The sequence below is a fragment of the Paraburkholderia sp. RAU2J genome, assembly GCF_003634845.1.
Lineage (GTDB): Bacteria > Pseudomonadota > Gammaproteobacteria > Burkholderiales > Burkholderiaceae > Paraburkholderia > Paraburkholderia fynbosensis.
The window spans coordinates 748,680-763,943 of sequence record NZ_RBXG01000003.1; the positions used below are offsets into that span (position 1 = coordinate 748,680).

The 15,264-nt window shown below is 61.8% G+C and carries 13 protein-coding genes and 1 pseudogene; 7 read left to right on the plus strand and 7 right to left on the minus strand.

Annotated features, from left to right (window positions below):
• Positions 1 to 192: 192 nt before the first annotated feature.
• Positions 193 to 1,266 (plus strand): AI-2E family transporter, encoded by a 1,074-nt coding sequence (locus B0G69_RS34860; protein ID WP_121324646.1) that lies wholly within the window; start codon positions 193 to 195, stop codon positions 1,264 to 1,266.
• A gap of 368 nt (positions 1,267 to 1,634) precedes the next feature.
• On the plus strand, positions 1,635 to 2,222 hold the full coding sequence (locus B0G69_RS34865; protein ID WP_121324647.1) for a hypothetical protein: 588 nt from the start codon (positions 1,635 to 1,637) through the stop codon (positions 2,220 to 2,222).
• A gap of 80 nt (positions 2,223 to 2,302) precedes the next feature.
• On the opposite strand, the pseudogene B0G69_RS34870 reads toward B0G69_RS34865, so the two are convergent.
• From B0G69_RS34870 to B0G69_RS34880, 3 genes and pseudogenes are all read right to left on the minus strand, one after another.
• Positions 2,303 to 2,687 (minus strand): annotated as a pseudogene (locus tag B0G69_RS34870) (gamma-glutamyltransferase); the annotation flags it as partial.
• 396 nt (positions 2,688 to 3,083) lie between these two features.
• On the minus strand, positions 3,084 to 4,325 hold the full coding sequence (locus B0G69_RS34875) for an FAD-binding oxidoreductase (RefSeq protein ID WP_121324648.1): 1,242 nt from the start codon (positions 4,323 to 4,325) through the stop codon (positions 3,084 to 3,086).
• Between the two features lie 78 nt (positions 4,326 to 4,403).
• Positions 4,404 to 5,192, minus strand: coding sequence for an ABC transporter substrate-binding protein (locus B0G69_RS34880; protein ID WP_121324649.1), 789 nt, complete (start codon positions 5,190 to 5,192; stop codon positions 4,404 to 4,406).
• Between the two features lie 225 nt (positions 5,193 to 5,417).
• Here B0G69_RS34880 and B0G69_RS34885 point away from each other — a divergent pair, with 225 nt between their 5' ends.
• Both B0G69_RS34885 and B0G69_RS34890 read left to right on the plus strand, forming a co-directional pair.
• A complete protein-coding gene (locus B0G69_RS34885; RefSeq protein WP_121324650.1) occupies positions 5,418 to 6,395 on the plus strand; it encodes an ornithine cyclodeaminase family protein in 978 nt (325 codons plus the stop codon).
• A gap of 77 nt (positions 6,396 to 6,472) precedes the next feature.
• On the plus strand, positions 6,473 to 7,117 hold the full coding sequence (locus tag B0G69_RS34890; protein ID WP_121324651.1) for a PAS domain-containing protein: 645 nt from the start codon (positions 6,473 to 6,475) through the stop codon (positions 7,115 to 7,117).
• 166 nt (positions 7,118 to 7,283) lie between these two features.
• On the opposite strand, the gene B0G69_RS34895 is transcribed toward B0G69_RS34890, so the two are convergent.
• Together B0G69_RS34895 and B0G69_RS34900 are read right to left on the minus strand one after the other, a co-directional pair.
• The gene (locus B0G69_RS34895; protein ID WP_121324652.1) at positions 7,284 to 9,092 is read right to left on the minus strand and encodes an NAD(P)/FAD-dependent oxidoreductase; all 1,809 of its coding nucleotides are present in this window, start codon (positions 9,090 to 9,092) and stop codon (positions 7,284 to 7,286) included.
• Between the two features lie 83 nt (positions 9,093 to 9,175).
• Positions 9,176 to 10,339, minus strand: coding sequence for a helix-turn-helix domain-containing protein (locus tag B0G69_RS34900; RefSeq protein ID WP_121324653.1), 1,164 nt, complete (start codon positions 10,337 to 10,339; stop codon positions 9,176 to 9,178).
• Positions 10,340 to 10,934: 595 nt separating this feature from the next.
• Between B0G69_RS34900 and B0G69_RS34910 the strand changes: the two genes are divergently transcribed.
• Positions 10,935 to 11,261: a BON domain-containing protein gene (locus tag B0G69_RS34910; protein ID WP_241991627.1), complete on the plus strand. Its 327-nt coding sequence runs from the start codon at positions 10,935 to 10,937 to the stop codon at positions 11,259 to 11,261.
• A 167-nt stretch (positions 11,262 to 11,428) separates the two neighbouring features.
• On the opposite strand, the gene B0G69_RS34915 is transcribed toward B0G69_RS34910, so the two are convergent.
• Entirely contained in the window at positions 11,429 to 12,751 is a 1,323-nt protein-coding gene (locus B0G69_RS34915; protein ID WP_121324656.1) for an amidohydrolase family protein, read from the minus strand.
• A 470-nt stretch (positions 12,752 to 13,221) separates the two neighbouring features.
• Here B0G69_RS34915 and B0G69_RS42890 point away from each other — a divergent pair, with 470 nt between their 5' ends.
• Both B0G69_RS42890 and B0G69_RS34920 read left to right on the plus strand, forming a co-directional pair.
• On the plus strand, positions 13,222 to 13,356 hold the full coding sequence (locus tag B0G69_RS42890; RefSeq protein ID WP_277873605.1) for a hypothetical protein: 135 nt from the start codon (positions 13,222 to 13,224) through the stop codon (positions 13,354 to 13,356).
• Positions 13,357 to 13,448: 92 nt separating this feature from the next.
• Positions 13,449 to 14,315: a MipA/OmpV family protein gene (locus tag B0G69_RS34920; RefSeq protein ID WP_121324657.1), complete on the plus strand. Its 867-nt coding sequence runs from the start codon at positions 13,449 to 13,451 to the stop codon at positions 14,313 to 14,315.
• 98 nt (positions 14,316 to 14,413) lie between these two features.
• Here the strand turns inward: B0G69_RS34920 and B0G69_RS34925 are convergent, their stop codons facing one another.
• Positions 14,414 to 15,196: an ABC transporter substrate-binding protein gene (locus B0G69_RS34925; protein WP_121324658.1), complete on the minus strand. Its 783-nt coding sequence runs from the start codon at positions 15,194 to 15,196 to the stop codon at positions 14,414 to 14,416.
• Positions 15,197 to 15,264 lie beyond the last annotated feature (68 nt).

A 15,264-nucleotide genomic window follows, 5' to 3' on the forward strand; every position in this document is an offset into this window, starting at 1 on the left:
CGCGCCGCCCAAAATACATGCGAGCATTAGCGCTGATGAAATTCAGCCATACATGCTGCCGGCGCCACGTGTAAGGTAGTCGTACGGCAGCCTGGGCAACGGACAGGAAAAGACGATTTGGCCGCCGCTTGCATCGTTCATGCGGCAATACTCGACAAGCGAGCAGTTTGCAGATCAATGGAGCATGAATAGATGAGCGACAGATTGCAGGCGTCCGTATGCGTTGTCGTACTGCTGTTGATTGTCGGCTGGGTGCTCTACATTGGGCGCGCGGTATTCGTTCCTATCGTGCTTGGCATCATCGCGGTTTATGTGATCGTCGGTTTCACCCGATTGCTGGAGCGCATTCCTGTCGTGGGAGCGAGGATGCCGACGCAGTTGCGTTATGCGCTGTCCGTGTTCGTCATCGCGGCTGGAATATTTCTCGCTGTCGACATGCTCGTCGCGAACTACGACGGCCTTATCGCGCTGGCGCCGCGCTATCAGGAATCCGTTCTCGCGCTGATCCAGAAAGTCGCCGTCCTGCTGCACGTGGAGAGCGAGCCCACCTGGGATTCGTTGCGGCGCGACATGCTTGCCCAGTTCAACGTTCAGGCGCTCGTCGCAAGCATGCTGGCTTCGCTGTCGTCGATGATCGTCAATATCTTTGTGGTGGTTCTGTACGCCAGCTTTCTGCTCATCGAGCAGCGGACGTTCAGCGAAAAGCTGACGAACATGGCCGCGAATTCGAGCAACGCCGAGCGCATCAAAAGCGTCGTCACCGACATCAACCGGCGCATTGGCGCTTATCTCGCGTTGAAGACGCTGCTAGGCGTGGTGCTCGGTGGCATAAGCTGGGGTGCGATGCGCAGCGTCGGCCTCGAATTCGCCGGACTGTGGGCCGTGCTGATTGCGCTGCTCAACTATGTGCCCTATATCGGCTCGGTGCTGAGCATCGTCTTTCCGACGCTCATGTCGGTGCTGCAGTTTGGCGAGGTCAACGAGGTGCTCATCGTGCTGGTGTCGCTGAGCGCGATTCAATTCGTGATCGGCAACATCCTCGACCCGTATCTGATGGGTAACTCACTGAACCTGAGCCCCTTTGCGATCCTCGCCAGCATGGCGGTGTGGTCGGCGATCTGGGGTGTATCCGGCGCATTCCTCGCCGTGCCGATCACCGTCATCGTGATCATTATTTTCTCGGAGTTCGAGATGACGAGGCCGGTCGCGATCCTGCTGTCGAAGAACGGCAGGCTGACTTACGGTGGAAGTTCGCCGGCGGTCTGAGGCGCAGAGGGAGAATCCGTTTCCAGTTTCATCGGCCGGCAGGCAGGCAAACCATTGCCCGCTCCCACTATTTCGACCACGGAACGCGCAGCCGAAGCCCCATAGCGTCCTATAGCGGAACCGATTGGTCAATAGAGAAGTGTGCTCTGTTGAACAATAGCCATTCCCGTCCGATACTCGGAACATCGTCCCCACGCTCACAAAACTCATGGCAACGTGGACTATGGGAGCAGACCGATTTGCGACCCGCCTTCCCCGGCTCGCGTGCGGGACCGCGCAATGCTGGGGAATTCCACCGCCGTCGAAGCTTGCGGGAAAGACCCCCGAAAGGGCCGCCGAAGCACGCACGAGACTGAAGGAGCCCTGAAATGGCGCACGACGATCTGGCGGTACTCGTGGGCGTCGGGATTCTCGCGCTGGCTTGTCTGTTCGTATGCGGATTGTATGTGTACCGGAGCAGCGATACCTGCCGCAACCGCAAACGCCGATCCGAAGCGCACGCAAGCGGCGTTCAGGCGAGCGGGTCGAACAGGGAATCGTTTTGGGACGAGGAGGCGATGATGGGCACGCAACTGAGCCATTGCTGCAAAAGCTCACTCTATCGGGCCGTGTTCGGCAGCGGCCACGATGAGCGGATCGTATTCCTGATCGCCGGCAACCGCGACGACGCCCGAAAGCGCGCGACCATCGCGCTGGCCGCGATTCATGGCGTCGCGACCCACGAGGTGTCTCTCTGCAAGCTGGCCTCGTTCCGCGAGCTGATCGACATCGGCGTCAGCGAGGATGAAGATCTGCGCGTGTTCGAAATGGCCTGGAAGGGTGAAAATGTCAGTGCATGGGCCGAGCATCCGCTTTTCCTGACCGACGACTCGTCCTTGCTGGGCAAGTGGGCCGAGCTATACGCGGACCTTGCGCGGGAGCTGGCTACCAGCGCGATCGACCGGGCGCGAGGTTGACGAGTTCGCTCGGCGAAGTACTGGCGCCGGCTATCCGCTACGCCGACCTGGGTTAGCCGTCGCACCGCGCACCAGCGGCGGCCATGGTCGCGATGCAGCGTCGTCCATGCGTGCACCGCGCCCGGCACCGTCACCGCGTGCGCCGAGTCTCGTTCGATTGCATTGACCCCGAGCTTCTGCAGCGCGTCGATCGACGCGGCCGCGGGCGCCCAACCGGCGCCGTTATACGCGACGATGTCGTCCGCGCCCCCCCCCCGAATACAGGGCAAAGCAGTCGCCACCGACACCGGTCGAACCGGGCTCGACCACGCACTGAACCGCGCAAGCGGCGATCGCGGCGTCCATTGCATTGCCGCCGGCTTCGAGCGTGTTGATGGCGATCAGCGTCGCGAGCGGATGTGACCTCGCAGCCATGCCGTTGCGGGCGACAACCATTGAGCGGCCAGGGGCCTCGACATTGCGCATGAAGAGTTTCTTGTCAGTGTAGGAAACGAGTCAACGCATCGCAGCCGTACCCGTTGCGCCCGCTGCCGCGTTTCGTGGATTGGACCTTCAGGAATGACGCGGTCTGCCCGGCAGCGCATCGGCGAGACCGGCGGCGCTTCATTGACCCTCTTGACCGTTAGGTTGGCTGAAGACTTTCAGCGGCCTCCAATAAATCCGGTAGAGGGTAAACCGCAATGCAGTGAGCAATAGTCAGGCGTGTTCGGGAAACTATGAAGTGCCTTGTCGGCCACCTCTCTGCACGCGTGTGTGGGGTTGCGCCAAAGGCGACGGCCATGCCGTTCAAAGGCATGGCCGGGGCGCTCATTCGGAAGAAATTCTTTCAGGGGCAGGGCGAGTCTTCGCCGCTAGCCCTGTCTATCGGAACCGCTCGGGACGGAACGGATGCACATCGATGAACGGCGCGGCGCCGGTCATCATCTCCGCCAGCAAACGTCCGCTGACGGGGCCGAGCGTCAAGCCGTGATGATTGTGTCCGAACGCGAACCACAAACCTCGATGCCTGGGCGCGCGCCCGATCACAGGCCGCATGTCGGGCGTGCAAGGACGCAGCCCGAGCCACGGCGCGTCGTCCAGACGCTCGCCCAGGCCAAAGGCCGGTTTGGCGATGTGTTCGGCGCGTTCTAGCTGGATCGCCGTGGGTGCGGCTTCACGCTGCGCAATTTCGACGCCGGTCGTGAGCCGCAAGCCGCCGCGCATGGGCGCAATCACGTAGCCTTCTTCCGTGTCGACTACGGGGACGGACAAGACCGTCCGCGTAGGACGATAGTGCATGTGATAGCCACGTTTCGCGCGCAACGGAATGCGATAGCCGAGCGGCGCGAACACCGTGTCCGACCACGGTCCGAGCGCGACCACCACTTCCTTCGCGCTGATTTCTCCGCTATTGCTTTGAACGGCCCACGCGTCGCCGCGTACGCGCAGCGTGGTGGCGTCGCCGTTCAACAGTGTGCCGCCGGCCTGTTCGAATAGACGCGCATAGCCTTTCGTCAGCGCGCCCGGATCGGAGATGCTCTTCGGATCCTGCCAATGCAACGCTCCGCAAAACCCTGCGCCGATGCCCGGCTCTTTCGCGCGCAATGCAGCCGCATCGAGGGGCTGCACGCGCAGACCGTGTTCGCGCACGGCGGCTTCGGCCACCTTCGTCTGATGGTCCAACTCGCTTTGCGTGCGAAATGCTTCGATCCACCCGCCGTCGTGCGCGAGTCGTCCAAGACCCGCGCGCGCAATCAACGCATCGTGCTCGGTGACGCTCGCCCGGATCAACGGCAACATATCGCGCGCCGCCATCGCCAGCCGTTCGGGTGACGACTCCCACCAGAAACGGCCGAGCCATGCGGCGAATGCGGGGAGCGCGCGGTAGTCCCAGTAAAGGTCGGTCGATTGATTGCGCGCGTAGCGCAGCAATGTGCGCAGACGGCGGGGAAAGCCGTACGGCACGATCGACGAACTCTCGATCAGGCCCGCGTTGCCGAAACTGGTTTCCTCACCGGGCCCGCGCCGGTCGACCAGCGCGACGCGGCGTCCGCGATCCTGCAGATGCAGGGCGGACGACACGCCGACGATGCCGGCACCCAATACGATTACATCGAAATCCATAGACTGGCTCTGTTCCCCGCGCCGGTTCGCGCGGGAGGGGCCTGCTGCTCGCAGGCCGGGAGGTGCTTATTTCACGAGTTATTTCGCAATGATGTCGCGCTTGAAATACTTGACCGACAGATTGCTCAGCGTGCCGTCTTTCTTCAGTGCGTCGAGCGCGGCGTTGACTTTGCTCTCCAGCGCCTTGTCGCCTTTGCGCAACCCGAAGCCGGTGCCTTCGCCGAGTGTCGCCGGGTCTTTCAGCGGCTCGCCGACGATCATATAGTCACGCCCGGCCGGCTTGTCGAGAAATCCATCCTGAGCCGTCTGCGCTTCCTGCACCGCGGCGTCGAGGCGACCCGCGGTGAGATCGCTATACACCTGATCCTGGTCCTGATACGACACGATCGACACGCCCGCATTCGCCCAGTGCTGCTTCAGGAAGTCCTCCTGCGACGACCCTTGCAGGACGCCCACGCGCTTGCCCTGCAAGCTCTTGACGTTGGGCAGCAACGGCGAGCCGTGCTTGACCACCATCACGATCGGCACGATGTAGATCGGCGGCGTGAAATCGATGCTTTGCTTGCGCTTCGCGGTGATGTTCATCGCTGAGTTGATGACGTCGAACTTGCGCGCCTGCAACGCTGGAATCAGGCCGTCGAACGAGTTCTCCACCCAGACGCACTTCACGCCCATCTTCGCGCAGACCGCATTGCCGACATCGACGTCGAAGCCTTGCAACTGACCGGTCGGCGACTTGCTTTCGAACGGCGGATACGCTGCCTCGATGCCGAAACGCAAAGTGCCGGCGGTTTCGGCGTTGGCTGCGCCGGCCACACTGACCAGGGCGGCAGCAAGGCAAACGGAAAGCGAGAGCTTGAGAATCATGATGGGTCCAGGCGTAGGTGGGATCGCTAGAAAGGGGCCAAATGAAACAGCATGGAGCTTGCCGCGAAGCCATCGCATGGTCGCTGCCTTGTCGCTGTTCTGGAACATGAGTCTATTCTGGACGGCGATAATTGCAAGGTATTTCAAAAAAAATAATCCAGACTGGACTTTAAATTTAGAATTGAGCCATGCCGGACCTCTGGCACCGACCTGGAGAGCAGACACATGAACCACAGCGAAACGACAACCCCGCTCATCGTCTACGAGGAGGCGGTGCGCAACGCGCTGCCCGAACTGGACGTACGCCGCGCCTTGACTGAGATGTTTCGCGCACTGCACGGCGAGCAGGCAGTGCAGCCGCCGCAAAGCCTCACGCTGTTTCCCGCGAACGCGGGCGATTTCATCACGTACCTTGGCGCGATTGCCGACGCGAAGGTATTCGGCGCGAAGATGTCGCCGTACATCGTCACGGGCGCGAAGCCGATCATCACCGCATGGACCGCGCTGATGTCGATGGAAACCGGCCAACCGTTGATGTGGTGCGATGCCGGTCTGCTGACGACCGAGCGCACGGCAGGCGCCACTGCGCTTGCCGTCGAGCATCTCGCGGAGCCTCACGCGCGCCGGCTGGCTATCGTTGGCACCGGCGCCGTGGGACAGGCGCATCTGCGCCACATTGCGCCGTTGCGTGCGTGGGATTCGATCCACGTTTTCTCGCCGAATCTGCAGGGCAACGCCGCACAGCGTGCCGCCGTCACCGCGCTGGACCCGCGCGCGAGCGTGAGCGCGACGCTCGAAGACTGCATCCGCGACGCGGACGTGGTGCTCTTGTGCACCTCGTCGGGCGCGCCGGTGCTGGCTGAAGGCATGCTGACGAAGCCGGCGCTGATCACGTCGATCAGCACCAACGTCGCCAACGCGCATGAGATTGCGCCTGCGTGGTTGCCGCAGATGGACGTGTTTTGCGACTACCGCCGCACCACGCCCGCGAGTGCCGGTGAAATGAAGCTGGCGGCCGAATTGCACGGATGGTCGCCGCACAACATCGTAGGTGACCTGCCCGAGCTGGCGAGCGGCAAAGCGGCTAAGCCGTCGTACCAGCGGCACGCGTTCTTTCGTTCGATCGGACTCGGACTGGAAGATGTGGCGATCGCGTATGAGCTGTTTCGATATCTGAGCGCGCGGCACCCCGTGGCAAAATAGTACGGACCAACAGGGGCGCGGCATGTCGGGCTGCACCATGCCCGACATGCCGCGCCCCAGGAACCTCCCCGACCTTCATGCGAAAGACAAAATCCACCCCGGCTCGCCGACAGTTGCTCGAACGCTATAGCCGCGTCGCCGACGGTATCGCGCTACTGTTTTTTCCCTACGTCGAAATCGTCATTCACGACCTTCACAGCCAGACCATCGCGTACATCGCCAACAATCTGTCCAAGCGGGAGTTGGGTGACGACTCGGCGCTGGAAGAGATCGATCAGGTCGCGCAGCCCGGCACGATCGGTCCGTACGAGAAGATCAATTGGGACGGCCGGCGCATGCGTTGCGTCAGCACGGTGTTGCTCGACGACGAGGGCGTCGCTTCGGGCGTGATGTGCGTGAACTACAACATCGCCGTGTTCGAAGATGTGAAGCACGTGATCGACCTCGTGATTTCGGGCGTCGGCGTGGTGAAGCAGCCGGAGGAACTGTTCAAGGACGACTGGCAGGAACGGATCAACACATTCCTCCATGGCTGGCTTCAGGAGCGCCAGTTGGCGCTCAATTCGCTGACACGCGATCATCGGCGCGAACTCGTCGCCGCGCTGTGGGAGGAGGGTGCATTCAAGGGGAAGAGCGCGGCGAACTACGTCGCGAACGTCCTGGGGATGGGACGCGCGACCGTCTATCAGCACATCAGGGATTTGCGCGACGCGACGCAGTAGCGTCGGCCTGTTCCGCCGGTGCCGGTTCATGGCTCGCGCGATGGGGCGGCGATTGGGCGCAGCGGCGCTGCGATCGGCAACGTACCGCTGCACCCAATACTTTTCACCGGAGGCTATGTCACGATTGCGGCGGCCATCACAAGGCCGCACCCCGCGATCCGACCCATTACGAGAGGTGATGAACCTCCTGCAACCCGAACACCGGCGTCGCGATACCTTCCATCCGAGCCTTCAGTTGCAGTGACAGGTACTGCGAGTAGTGGCGCGACTGATGCAGATTGCCGCCGTGGAACCAGAGCGCCGTCTGCTGCGTCGGTTTCCACATGTTGCGCTGCTCGCCTTCCCATGGCCCCGGGTCTTTGGTCGTGTTCGAACCGAGGCCCCACACCTTGCCCACCTTGTCGGCGACTTCGCGCGAGATCAGGTCGGCGGCCCAGCCGTTCATCGAGCCGTATCCCGTGGCATACACGACCACGTCCGCTTCGAGTTCGCTGCCGTCGCTGAGCAGCACCGAGTGTTCCTTCAATTCCACCACGTCGACGCCGCTTTTCAGCTTGATCTTGCCATTGGCCACCAGATCCGACGCGCCGACGTCGATGTAATATCCCGAGCCGCGCCGCAGATACTTCATGAAGAGTCCGGAATCGTCATCGCCGAAATCGAGCATGAAGCCGCTCTTTTCAAGCCGATCGTAGAACTCGGCATCGCGTTGCCTGATCGCGTTGAACACCGGGATCTGGAATTCGTGGAGTATCGCGTACGGAATCGAGGCGAAGGTCAGATCGGCTTTCGGCGTCGTCATGCCGGCCGCCACCGCGCGCTCCGAATACAGGTCGCCCAGCGCCAGTTCCATTAGCGAGTCCGACTTGACGATGTGGGTGGACGAACGCTGCACCATCGTGACGTCGACACCCGCTTCCCACAGCGCTGCGCAAATGTCGTGCGCCGAATTGTTCGCGCCGATCACGACGACCTTCTTGCCGCGATACCCGTCCGGCCCGGGATGTTTGGACGAATGATGCTGCTCGCCCTTGAACACGTCCATGCCCTTGAAGTTCGGCACGTTCGGCTTGCCCGACATGCCGGTGGCGAGCACGAGCTGCTTGGGCCGCAACGTGATGGCACGACCGTCGCGCTCGACTTCCACGATCCATTCGCCTTTCGCTTCGTCATAGCGGGCGGACTTGCAGGTAGTCGACCCCCAGTAGTTCAACTCCATCACCTTCGTGTACATCTCGAGCCAGTCTCCGATCTTGTCCTTCGGCGTGAAGACCGGCCAGTTGTCGGGGAAGGGCAGATACGGCATATGGTCGTACCAGACCGGATCATGCAGGCAAAGCGTTTTGTAGCGCTTGCGCCAGGCGTCGCCGGGTCTTTCGTTCTTATCGACGATGATGGTCGGCACGCCGAGCTGCCGCAGTCTCGCCCCCAGCCCGATTCCGCCCTGCCCGCCGCCGACGATCAAACAGTAAGGCTGCGACGAGTGGCCGAGCGCGTCGAGCTCGGCCTCGCGATTTTCCTTCCAGCTGGTGCGCTCGGGACGCGCGCCGTGCTCGGCGCCCATCGGCCGCTTCGGTCCTTTGGGTTCTTCGTGGCCCTTGAGCTCGGCCATCGTCGTGAGCAGGGTCCAGATCCGGCCGTCCTTCAGACGAATGAAGCCGCTGCCGCGCGCCGCTTCGGTTTCGAACGTGATCCAGCCCTGGGTCACGCCATTCGCATCGGTTTGCGGCTCGGGCTCGCCTTCGGCGAGCTTCAGCTTCGACGGTTTGATCGCGCCGAGTTGCGCATCCAGCATCGCGGCGATCTGCTCGCGGCCTTCCATGGTCTTGATGTTCCAGGTGAACGCGACCAGATCGCGCCAGTAGCAATTGGGTTGGAACAGTTCGACGGCCGCTGCCGTATCGCCGCGTTTCAACGCGGCTTCGAGTGATTCCAGAACGCTGGAGATGGGCCGGGTGGCGTTGTTTTCAGACATGGTTGCTCCTCCATACAATACGGATATCTAACTTCGATGGACATGCGGGTTCTGCGCCCGCTAAGGGAATCGATGCGGCGTTGCTAACACTTGTGCGGCGGCAGGATGCCGAGCTTGGCAATGCGCCGGTACAGCGTCGCGCGTGACATGCCCAGCGCTTGCGCGGCTTGCTCCGCGCGCCACTTCGCATCGCCCAAGGCCGCGACGATGCGGTTGCGTTCGAGCGCGTCGCTTTCGGACATGGCGGAAGGCGGCGCGGGCGTGGCCGGTGACGCGGCGGCGGCGCCGCGCGGCGGCGGTGCTGGCCGCTTCGGCATACGCACGACGGGCGGCGGCCGCACGCGTGCATACAGCGTCGAACCGGTATCGTTCAATCTGAGCGAGACGAGACCGCGGCTCGCCTTGGCTTCGAACAGACGCTCCGCCGGGACGTCGAAAAGCTCGGTGACGTGGCGCGGCAACCGCGCGAGGGCCGGCACGCATTCGCGCGCGCGCCGGTTCGCGGCGATCGCGTTGCCGCACGCGTCGATCGCGATCAGGATTTCCGGCTGGGCCTCGACGTAGTGGCGATTGCGGTGCGCGAGCAGCACCCAGCAATCAGTCGCCGCGTTGAGGAAGTACGCGTCCTCGATCAACAGCGCGCTTTGCCGCACGATGTGATTGACGAGCCGCTGGCTCTCGCGCTCGTCGGGCGAGCGCACCGCCGACGCATCCAGCACGCCGAGCAATTCGCCGTGCAAGCCGAAGATTGGCGAGGCGCTGCAAGTCAGCGTGGCGAACGCCGCGCGAAAGTGATCCGTCCTGTGAACGGTGATCGGTTCCGCGTCGAGCAGCACGGCGGCGACGCCGCACGTGCCTTCTTCGCTCTCCGACCAGCACGAACCGAGGTAGAGGCCCGCGCGCTTGAAGTCGTGGCGACGATCACGATCGACACGATAGTCGATGGTCACGCCTTGCGCGTCGGTGAGCATCACGCAGTAGTCGGCTTCGCGCACCATTTCATGCAGCCGCGACAGACACTGGCCCGAGGCTCGCAGGAAGGTTTCTTCGCGATGCTGCACATCGCGCAATTCGGGAACCGTGAGCACGCGTGGACCGGCGGTTGCGCCGGGGTCGAGATGGTATTGCTCGAGCGAGCGCCGATACGACGACGCGAGCCGTTTGCCGTCGACGCCGGGCCGCACCGTCCGCCCTTCGATGACGTTGCAGACGCGGTCGATATGCTGGGTCGACGGAACATACGGCATGACGAACCTCCGGGCGAATTCAGCGCGAGCAAGGGTGCAGAAGGCATTGTGCGCCACTTGTGGCGCCGTATGTCTGCGCTGCTGAAACGTACAGACGTTTTTTAGCACGCGTGCCGCGAGAGATCACACTGCAGTGCACCATGGCCGTGTGTGAGATTTTTTTCTCAACGATTCACCCGCGCCGCGTCCTTGAATCGGGCGGCCTGCGTCTCCCAAAGCGCCTCGGGCTAGGTCACTGGAAGCGCGAGTATCGCGCTCGTGCTCACGATGCAGCGATTGAAATACTCGGCGGGGCGGGTGAGGATTGCGCCTTCGCGACGCATCTATTCAGAATGACCGGCCGCAGTGGCAGGAACGAACTCATCGGGCAACGCGGCACGTCGATCGCAGGATTTGCTCAAGGTGGACACGCATGGCGGCGATACAGGTCATGGTGGGCCGGTGCGCCTCGTCAGTTGCAAAGAATGTGAGCCGGCCAGCGCATGCAAAGCGAGCCGGGTCAGCTTCAAACGCGAGCCGCTACACCTGGCGGCGTCGCAGGTCTGATTCGAACGTTCGTGTCGCCACTGGGTGGCAGGCTCACGGACGGGATGAAGTGGCGCAAGCCGATGCGCTATGTGACCAGCGTAGCGCGCGTGCTGCGGCTTTACCCGTCTTCGCGTTAATGCTTCGGATTCCGATACGTCTCGCGATCACGTTGAGCGTAACCGTGATCGTCGGTCTTCGGGCAGTGGCCGATCCGACGAGTTTCCTTCTTCTGTTCGAGGGGGCGAATGACGGAGGAGTGTCGTTGAGCGGCAGCGTGCCCGAGGCGAGCCAGGTCGATCTCGCGATCAACGCGGCGAAGGGCGTGCCTGGTGTGCAGTCCGTCAATAGCCGGCTTGCGGTGCGCAGTGAAATCATCGGGCGCGGCGGTCAGTAGGGTCATGCAGACGTCTGACCGGCGCCACGAGCAACCTCGCGCTAATCATGAAAGACGGCAAGATCTTCGAGATACGCCAACTGGCATGACATGAGTGCCGCGCGTTCTCTCTCGCAGATTGCAACACTCGCTGCGAAACAGGTGTTGCAACGCATGGGCGGCTTTCCTTATGCCTGAATCGTGTTCTTATAGAATTTTCCGTCTTTCATAATGGCGCGTAGGTTCTGGTCCGGATTGGCGATTAGATCGATGTTCTCGAGCGGATTGCCATCGACGAGCAATAGATCCGCGTACGCGCCCTCTTCGAGCACACCCAGTTTCCGCGGATAAGGATTGCGCTTACCGGAGAGCGCAAGCAATTGGCCGTTCGTGCCCGTCGCCATCCCCAACGCCTGCGCAGTCGAATACCAGCGGGTCAAATGCGTCAACATCGTGCCCTGGCGCGTTGCAAGCGCCGCGGAAAAGATCAGGTCCGAACCGAATGCGGTTTTAAGCCCGTGCTTTTTCGCGAGCTTATAGGCGTTGTCCGTGCCGCCCAGAACCTCCTGCAGCTTTTCCTTGCTCGGTCCGGTGACCGGCGCGACATCGTCTTCGCTGAGGAACGGCTGGATGCTCAACCACGTACCGCTTTTTGCCATCAACTCGGCGGTCCGGTTGTCCATCAAATGGCCATGTTCGATGCACTGCACGCCGGCCGCAACGGAGCGCTGCACGGCTTCGGCTGTGTACGCATGCACCAGAACATACGTGCCCCAGTCCGCAGCGGTTTCGACGGCGGCATGCAACTGCTTTTCAGTGAACGTCAGCATGTCCAGGGGACTGCGCGGCGTGGAGACGCCGCCGCATCCCACGATCTTGATCTGGGATGCGCCTTGAAGGAATTGTTCGCGCACGCGCATCCGAACCTCGTCTTCCGAATCGGCGATGGCGCTGCCGCCGCCTCGTTCAGTGGCGCTGATCTGGCCGCCGGAGCGGGGCAGATCCGAGAGGGAGCGAAAGTCGGCGTGGCCACCCGTGGTGGTGATCATGGCGCCGGACGGATAAATGCGCGGCCCCGAGATCAAGCCGGCATCGACGGCCTGCTTCAGCGCGAAAGCCGGGCCGCCGGCATCACGCACGGTGGTGAAGCCGCGCAGCAACGTACGCTCGGCTTCGGCGCTCGCCGCAAGGTGAACGAAGGCCATGTCGGACTGGAGGATCGCCTGAATGGGCAGTGACGCGAGCAACGAGTGCCAGTGTATGTCGATCATGCCGGGCATCATGACCATGCCGCGGCAGTCGACCACCATCTTGCCCTCGGTCGACGCGGGTTGCCCCTGGCCCAATTGACCGATGCTATTTCCATCGATAACCATGTACAGCCCATCACGCAAGGTCGAGGATTTGCCGTCGAAGAGCCGGAAGTTCGTGAAGACTACCGGCTTCGGGGGGGTGCCCGGGGGGCTAGCGCTTTGCGCGTTGCTGAGGCCGGGCAGAACGAGGCTCAGCATCGAAGCCGCAAGACCGGCGACGAACCCCCGTCGCGACAGGTCGGCGCTGATACGGCGGTTGGCGTACTGCGCCTGCGACTTATCACAAAAGCATGAGTACGACGAACCGATTGTCTTGTTGTCACTGTACTTTCTTGAAGGCATAGATCACCCATAAGCGTAGATCACCGCGTGCCGAAAGCCGCCGCCGGAAGCCGACCGGCATCGAAGAGAAGTGAAGCTCATGCAGATTATCTGTTATGGAAAAGTCTGGCAATTCCGGCTTCATCAGGTACAAGAGGAACGTGTCGAAGACCAATGCAGTACTAATAGAAAGGAATGCTTGACTGTTGCAAAAGAGCACCTGGAAAAATTTGCTTGCGATAGCCCAAAAAAAAGGGCTATTCTCATGACACGCAACTGCGTCGGCAAATCTCTGGCAACAAGACAGAAAAATTCAACATTATCGGAGAGCGAGATGGACCGGATGAGTGCTCGAGTTGATCCATTCACAGGTGTTGGCGGCACTTGCCATCGCGGCTCCGAATGCAGCAGGACATGAACGATTTCATGTGATCGATGCGCTGGGTTGTCCGTCTTTCGAACAACCACAAGCCGTGCAGTAGCGAGTCTGAAATTCAGCATCAAAACTGCGTGTTGAACTTCATGACCGACGCCGCCGGATTCGATCCCTTCATTTGCCGACGGAGAAGCCGAAATGATCGAAGTGTCAATGCGGTGCATGACCAAGCTGCTTGCGGGCTCTGCGCTATCGCTGTGTGCCGTGACGGCCATGGCGGACGATACGCTGAGCCTTTCAGAGAGCCTCTTTGCCCTTGCCGCCCCGGAGATCCAACCCGGCCCGTCCGGTACGCCCAGTCCGTGGCGCTTTTCCGTGGGCGCCGGTGTCGTGAACCTGCCAAAATTTCCAGGCGCGAGCGGCACGAAATGGGAGGTCGTGCCGGCAGTGAGCGTCAGTTACGACCGCTTCTTCATTGGCGCCAATCCGGATGCCGCATCATTCCTGTCGCTCGGTGCTTACCTGTATCGCGACAATAACTGGCGCGTAGGCGCGGCCATCACTTACGACGTCATAGAGCCGCGTAACGAATCCGACGACTCGCGACTGCATGGCCTCGGCGATGTCAAGCGGACTGCGCATGCCGAGCTATTCGGTGTCTATTCCTATCAGTTCGTCACTGCGCGCGCGAGCGTGTTGACCGATATCGCCGGCAACGACCGCGGCACCGTGGTGACTTTCGATGTGCTGGGCAAATACGAGCCGATACCGGGATTGACGCTCAGCGCCGGACCCGGACTGACGTGGGCGAGCAGCGACTACAACGAAACCTATTTTGGTGTGAACGCGGAGCAGAGTGCCCGCTCTGGTTTGCCGGGCTTTTCGGCCAGTTCGGGGTTGAACCAGTTGCGCTTCTCGGTCGGCGGTATTTATCGGATTGGGAGGCACTGGAATGTCGGCGCCAATGCCGCATTCGCGTGGCTGCGGGGCGACGCAACCGACAGCCCGATCACCGAGAAGACGAGCCAGATATCGTATGGCATCTTCTGCACCTATCTCTTCTGAGTCGGGCGAAGCGTGCTGCCGGTTATCATGTGAATGCGCGTTGCGCGCAATGCCGTAGCGATCCGGCTCACCACGCCATGGGGTGAGCCGGGCCGACTTCACTGACCGTAGACGTCGAAGTCGAAATACTTTTTGGCGATCTTGTCGTAGGTGCCGTCCGCGCGCGTGTCGGCGATCGCCTTGTCGATCTTCTCCTTCAATTCGGTGTCGTCCTTGCGCAAACCGATCGCGGTGCCGCTGCCCAACGTCTTCGCGTCGTAGAGCGCATTGCCGGCGAATGCGAAGTCTTTGCCTCGCGGCGTCCGCAGGAAGCCGACTTCGGCCTGCACGGCGTTCTGCAACGATGCGTCGATACGGCCGGCAATCAGATCCGCGTAGACGAGATCCTGATCCTGGTAAGACACGATGACCGCGCCGGCCGGCTCCCAATACGTCTTGGCATACGTCTCCTGGATCGAGCCCTGCTCGACGCCGATGTGCTTGCCCTTCAGCGCTTCCGGTATCGGTGCGATCGGCGAGCCCTTCTTCGCTACGAGGCGCGTGGGGATACGGAATACCTTCGACGAGAACGCGATCTGCGCCTGGCGCGCCGGGGTCATCGACATCGTCGAGAGCACGCCGTCGAATTTACGGCCCTTCAGCGCGGGAATCATGCCGTCGAACGAGTTTTCGACCCACACGCATTTTGCGTTCAGGCGGCGGCAGATCTCGTTGCCCAGGTCGATATCGAAGCCAACGAGCTTGCCATCGGCGGCTTTCGATTCGAACGGTGGATAGCTCGCATCGACGCCGAAGCGCACGGTCGACCACTCCTTCGCGATGGCGCTGCCGGAAGATACGGCGAGTAGCGCCATCGTCAGCGTTGCAAGCATGGTCTTCATGTTTTTCCTTTTCATCACTCTTTAAAAACCGCACGACGCGAATGGACGACCGCTAACGGACGTCAGGC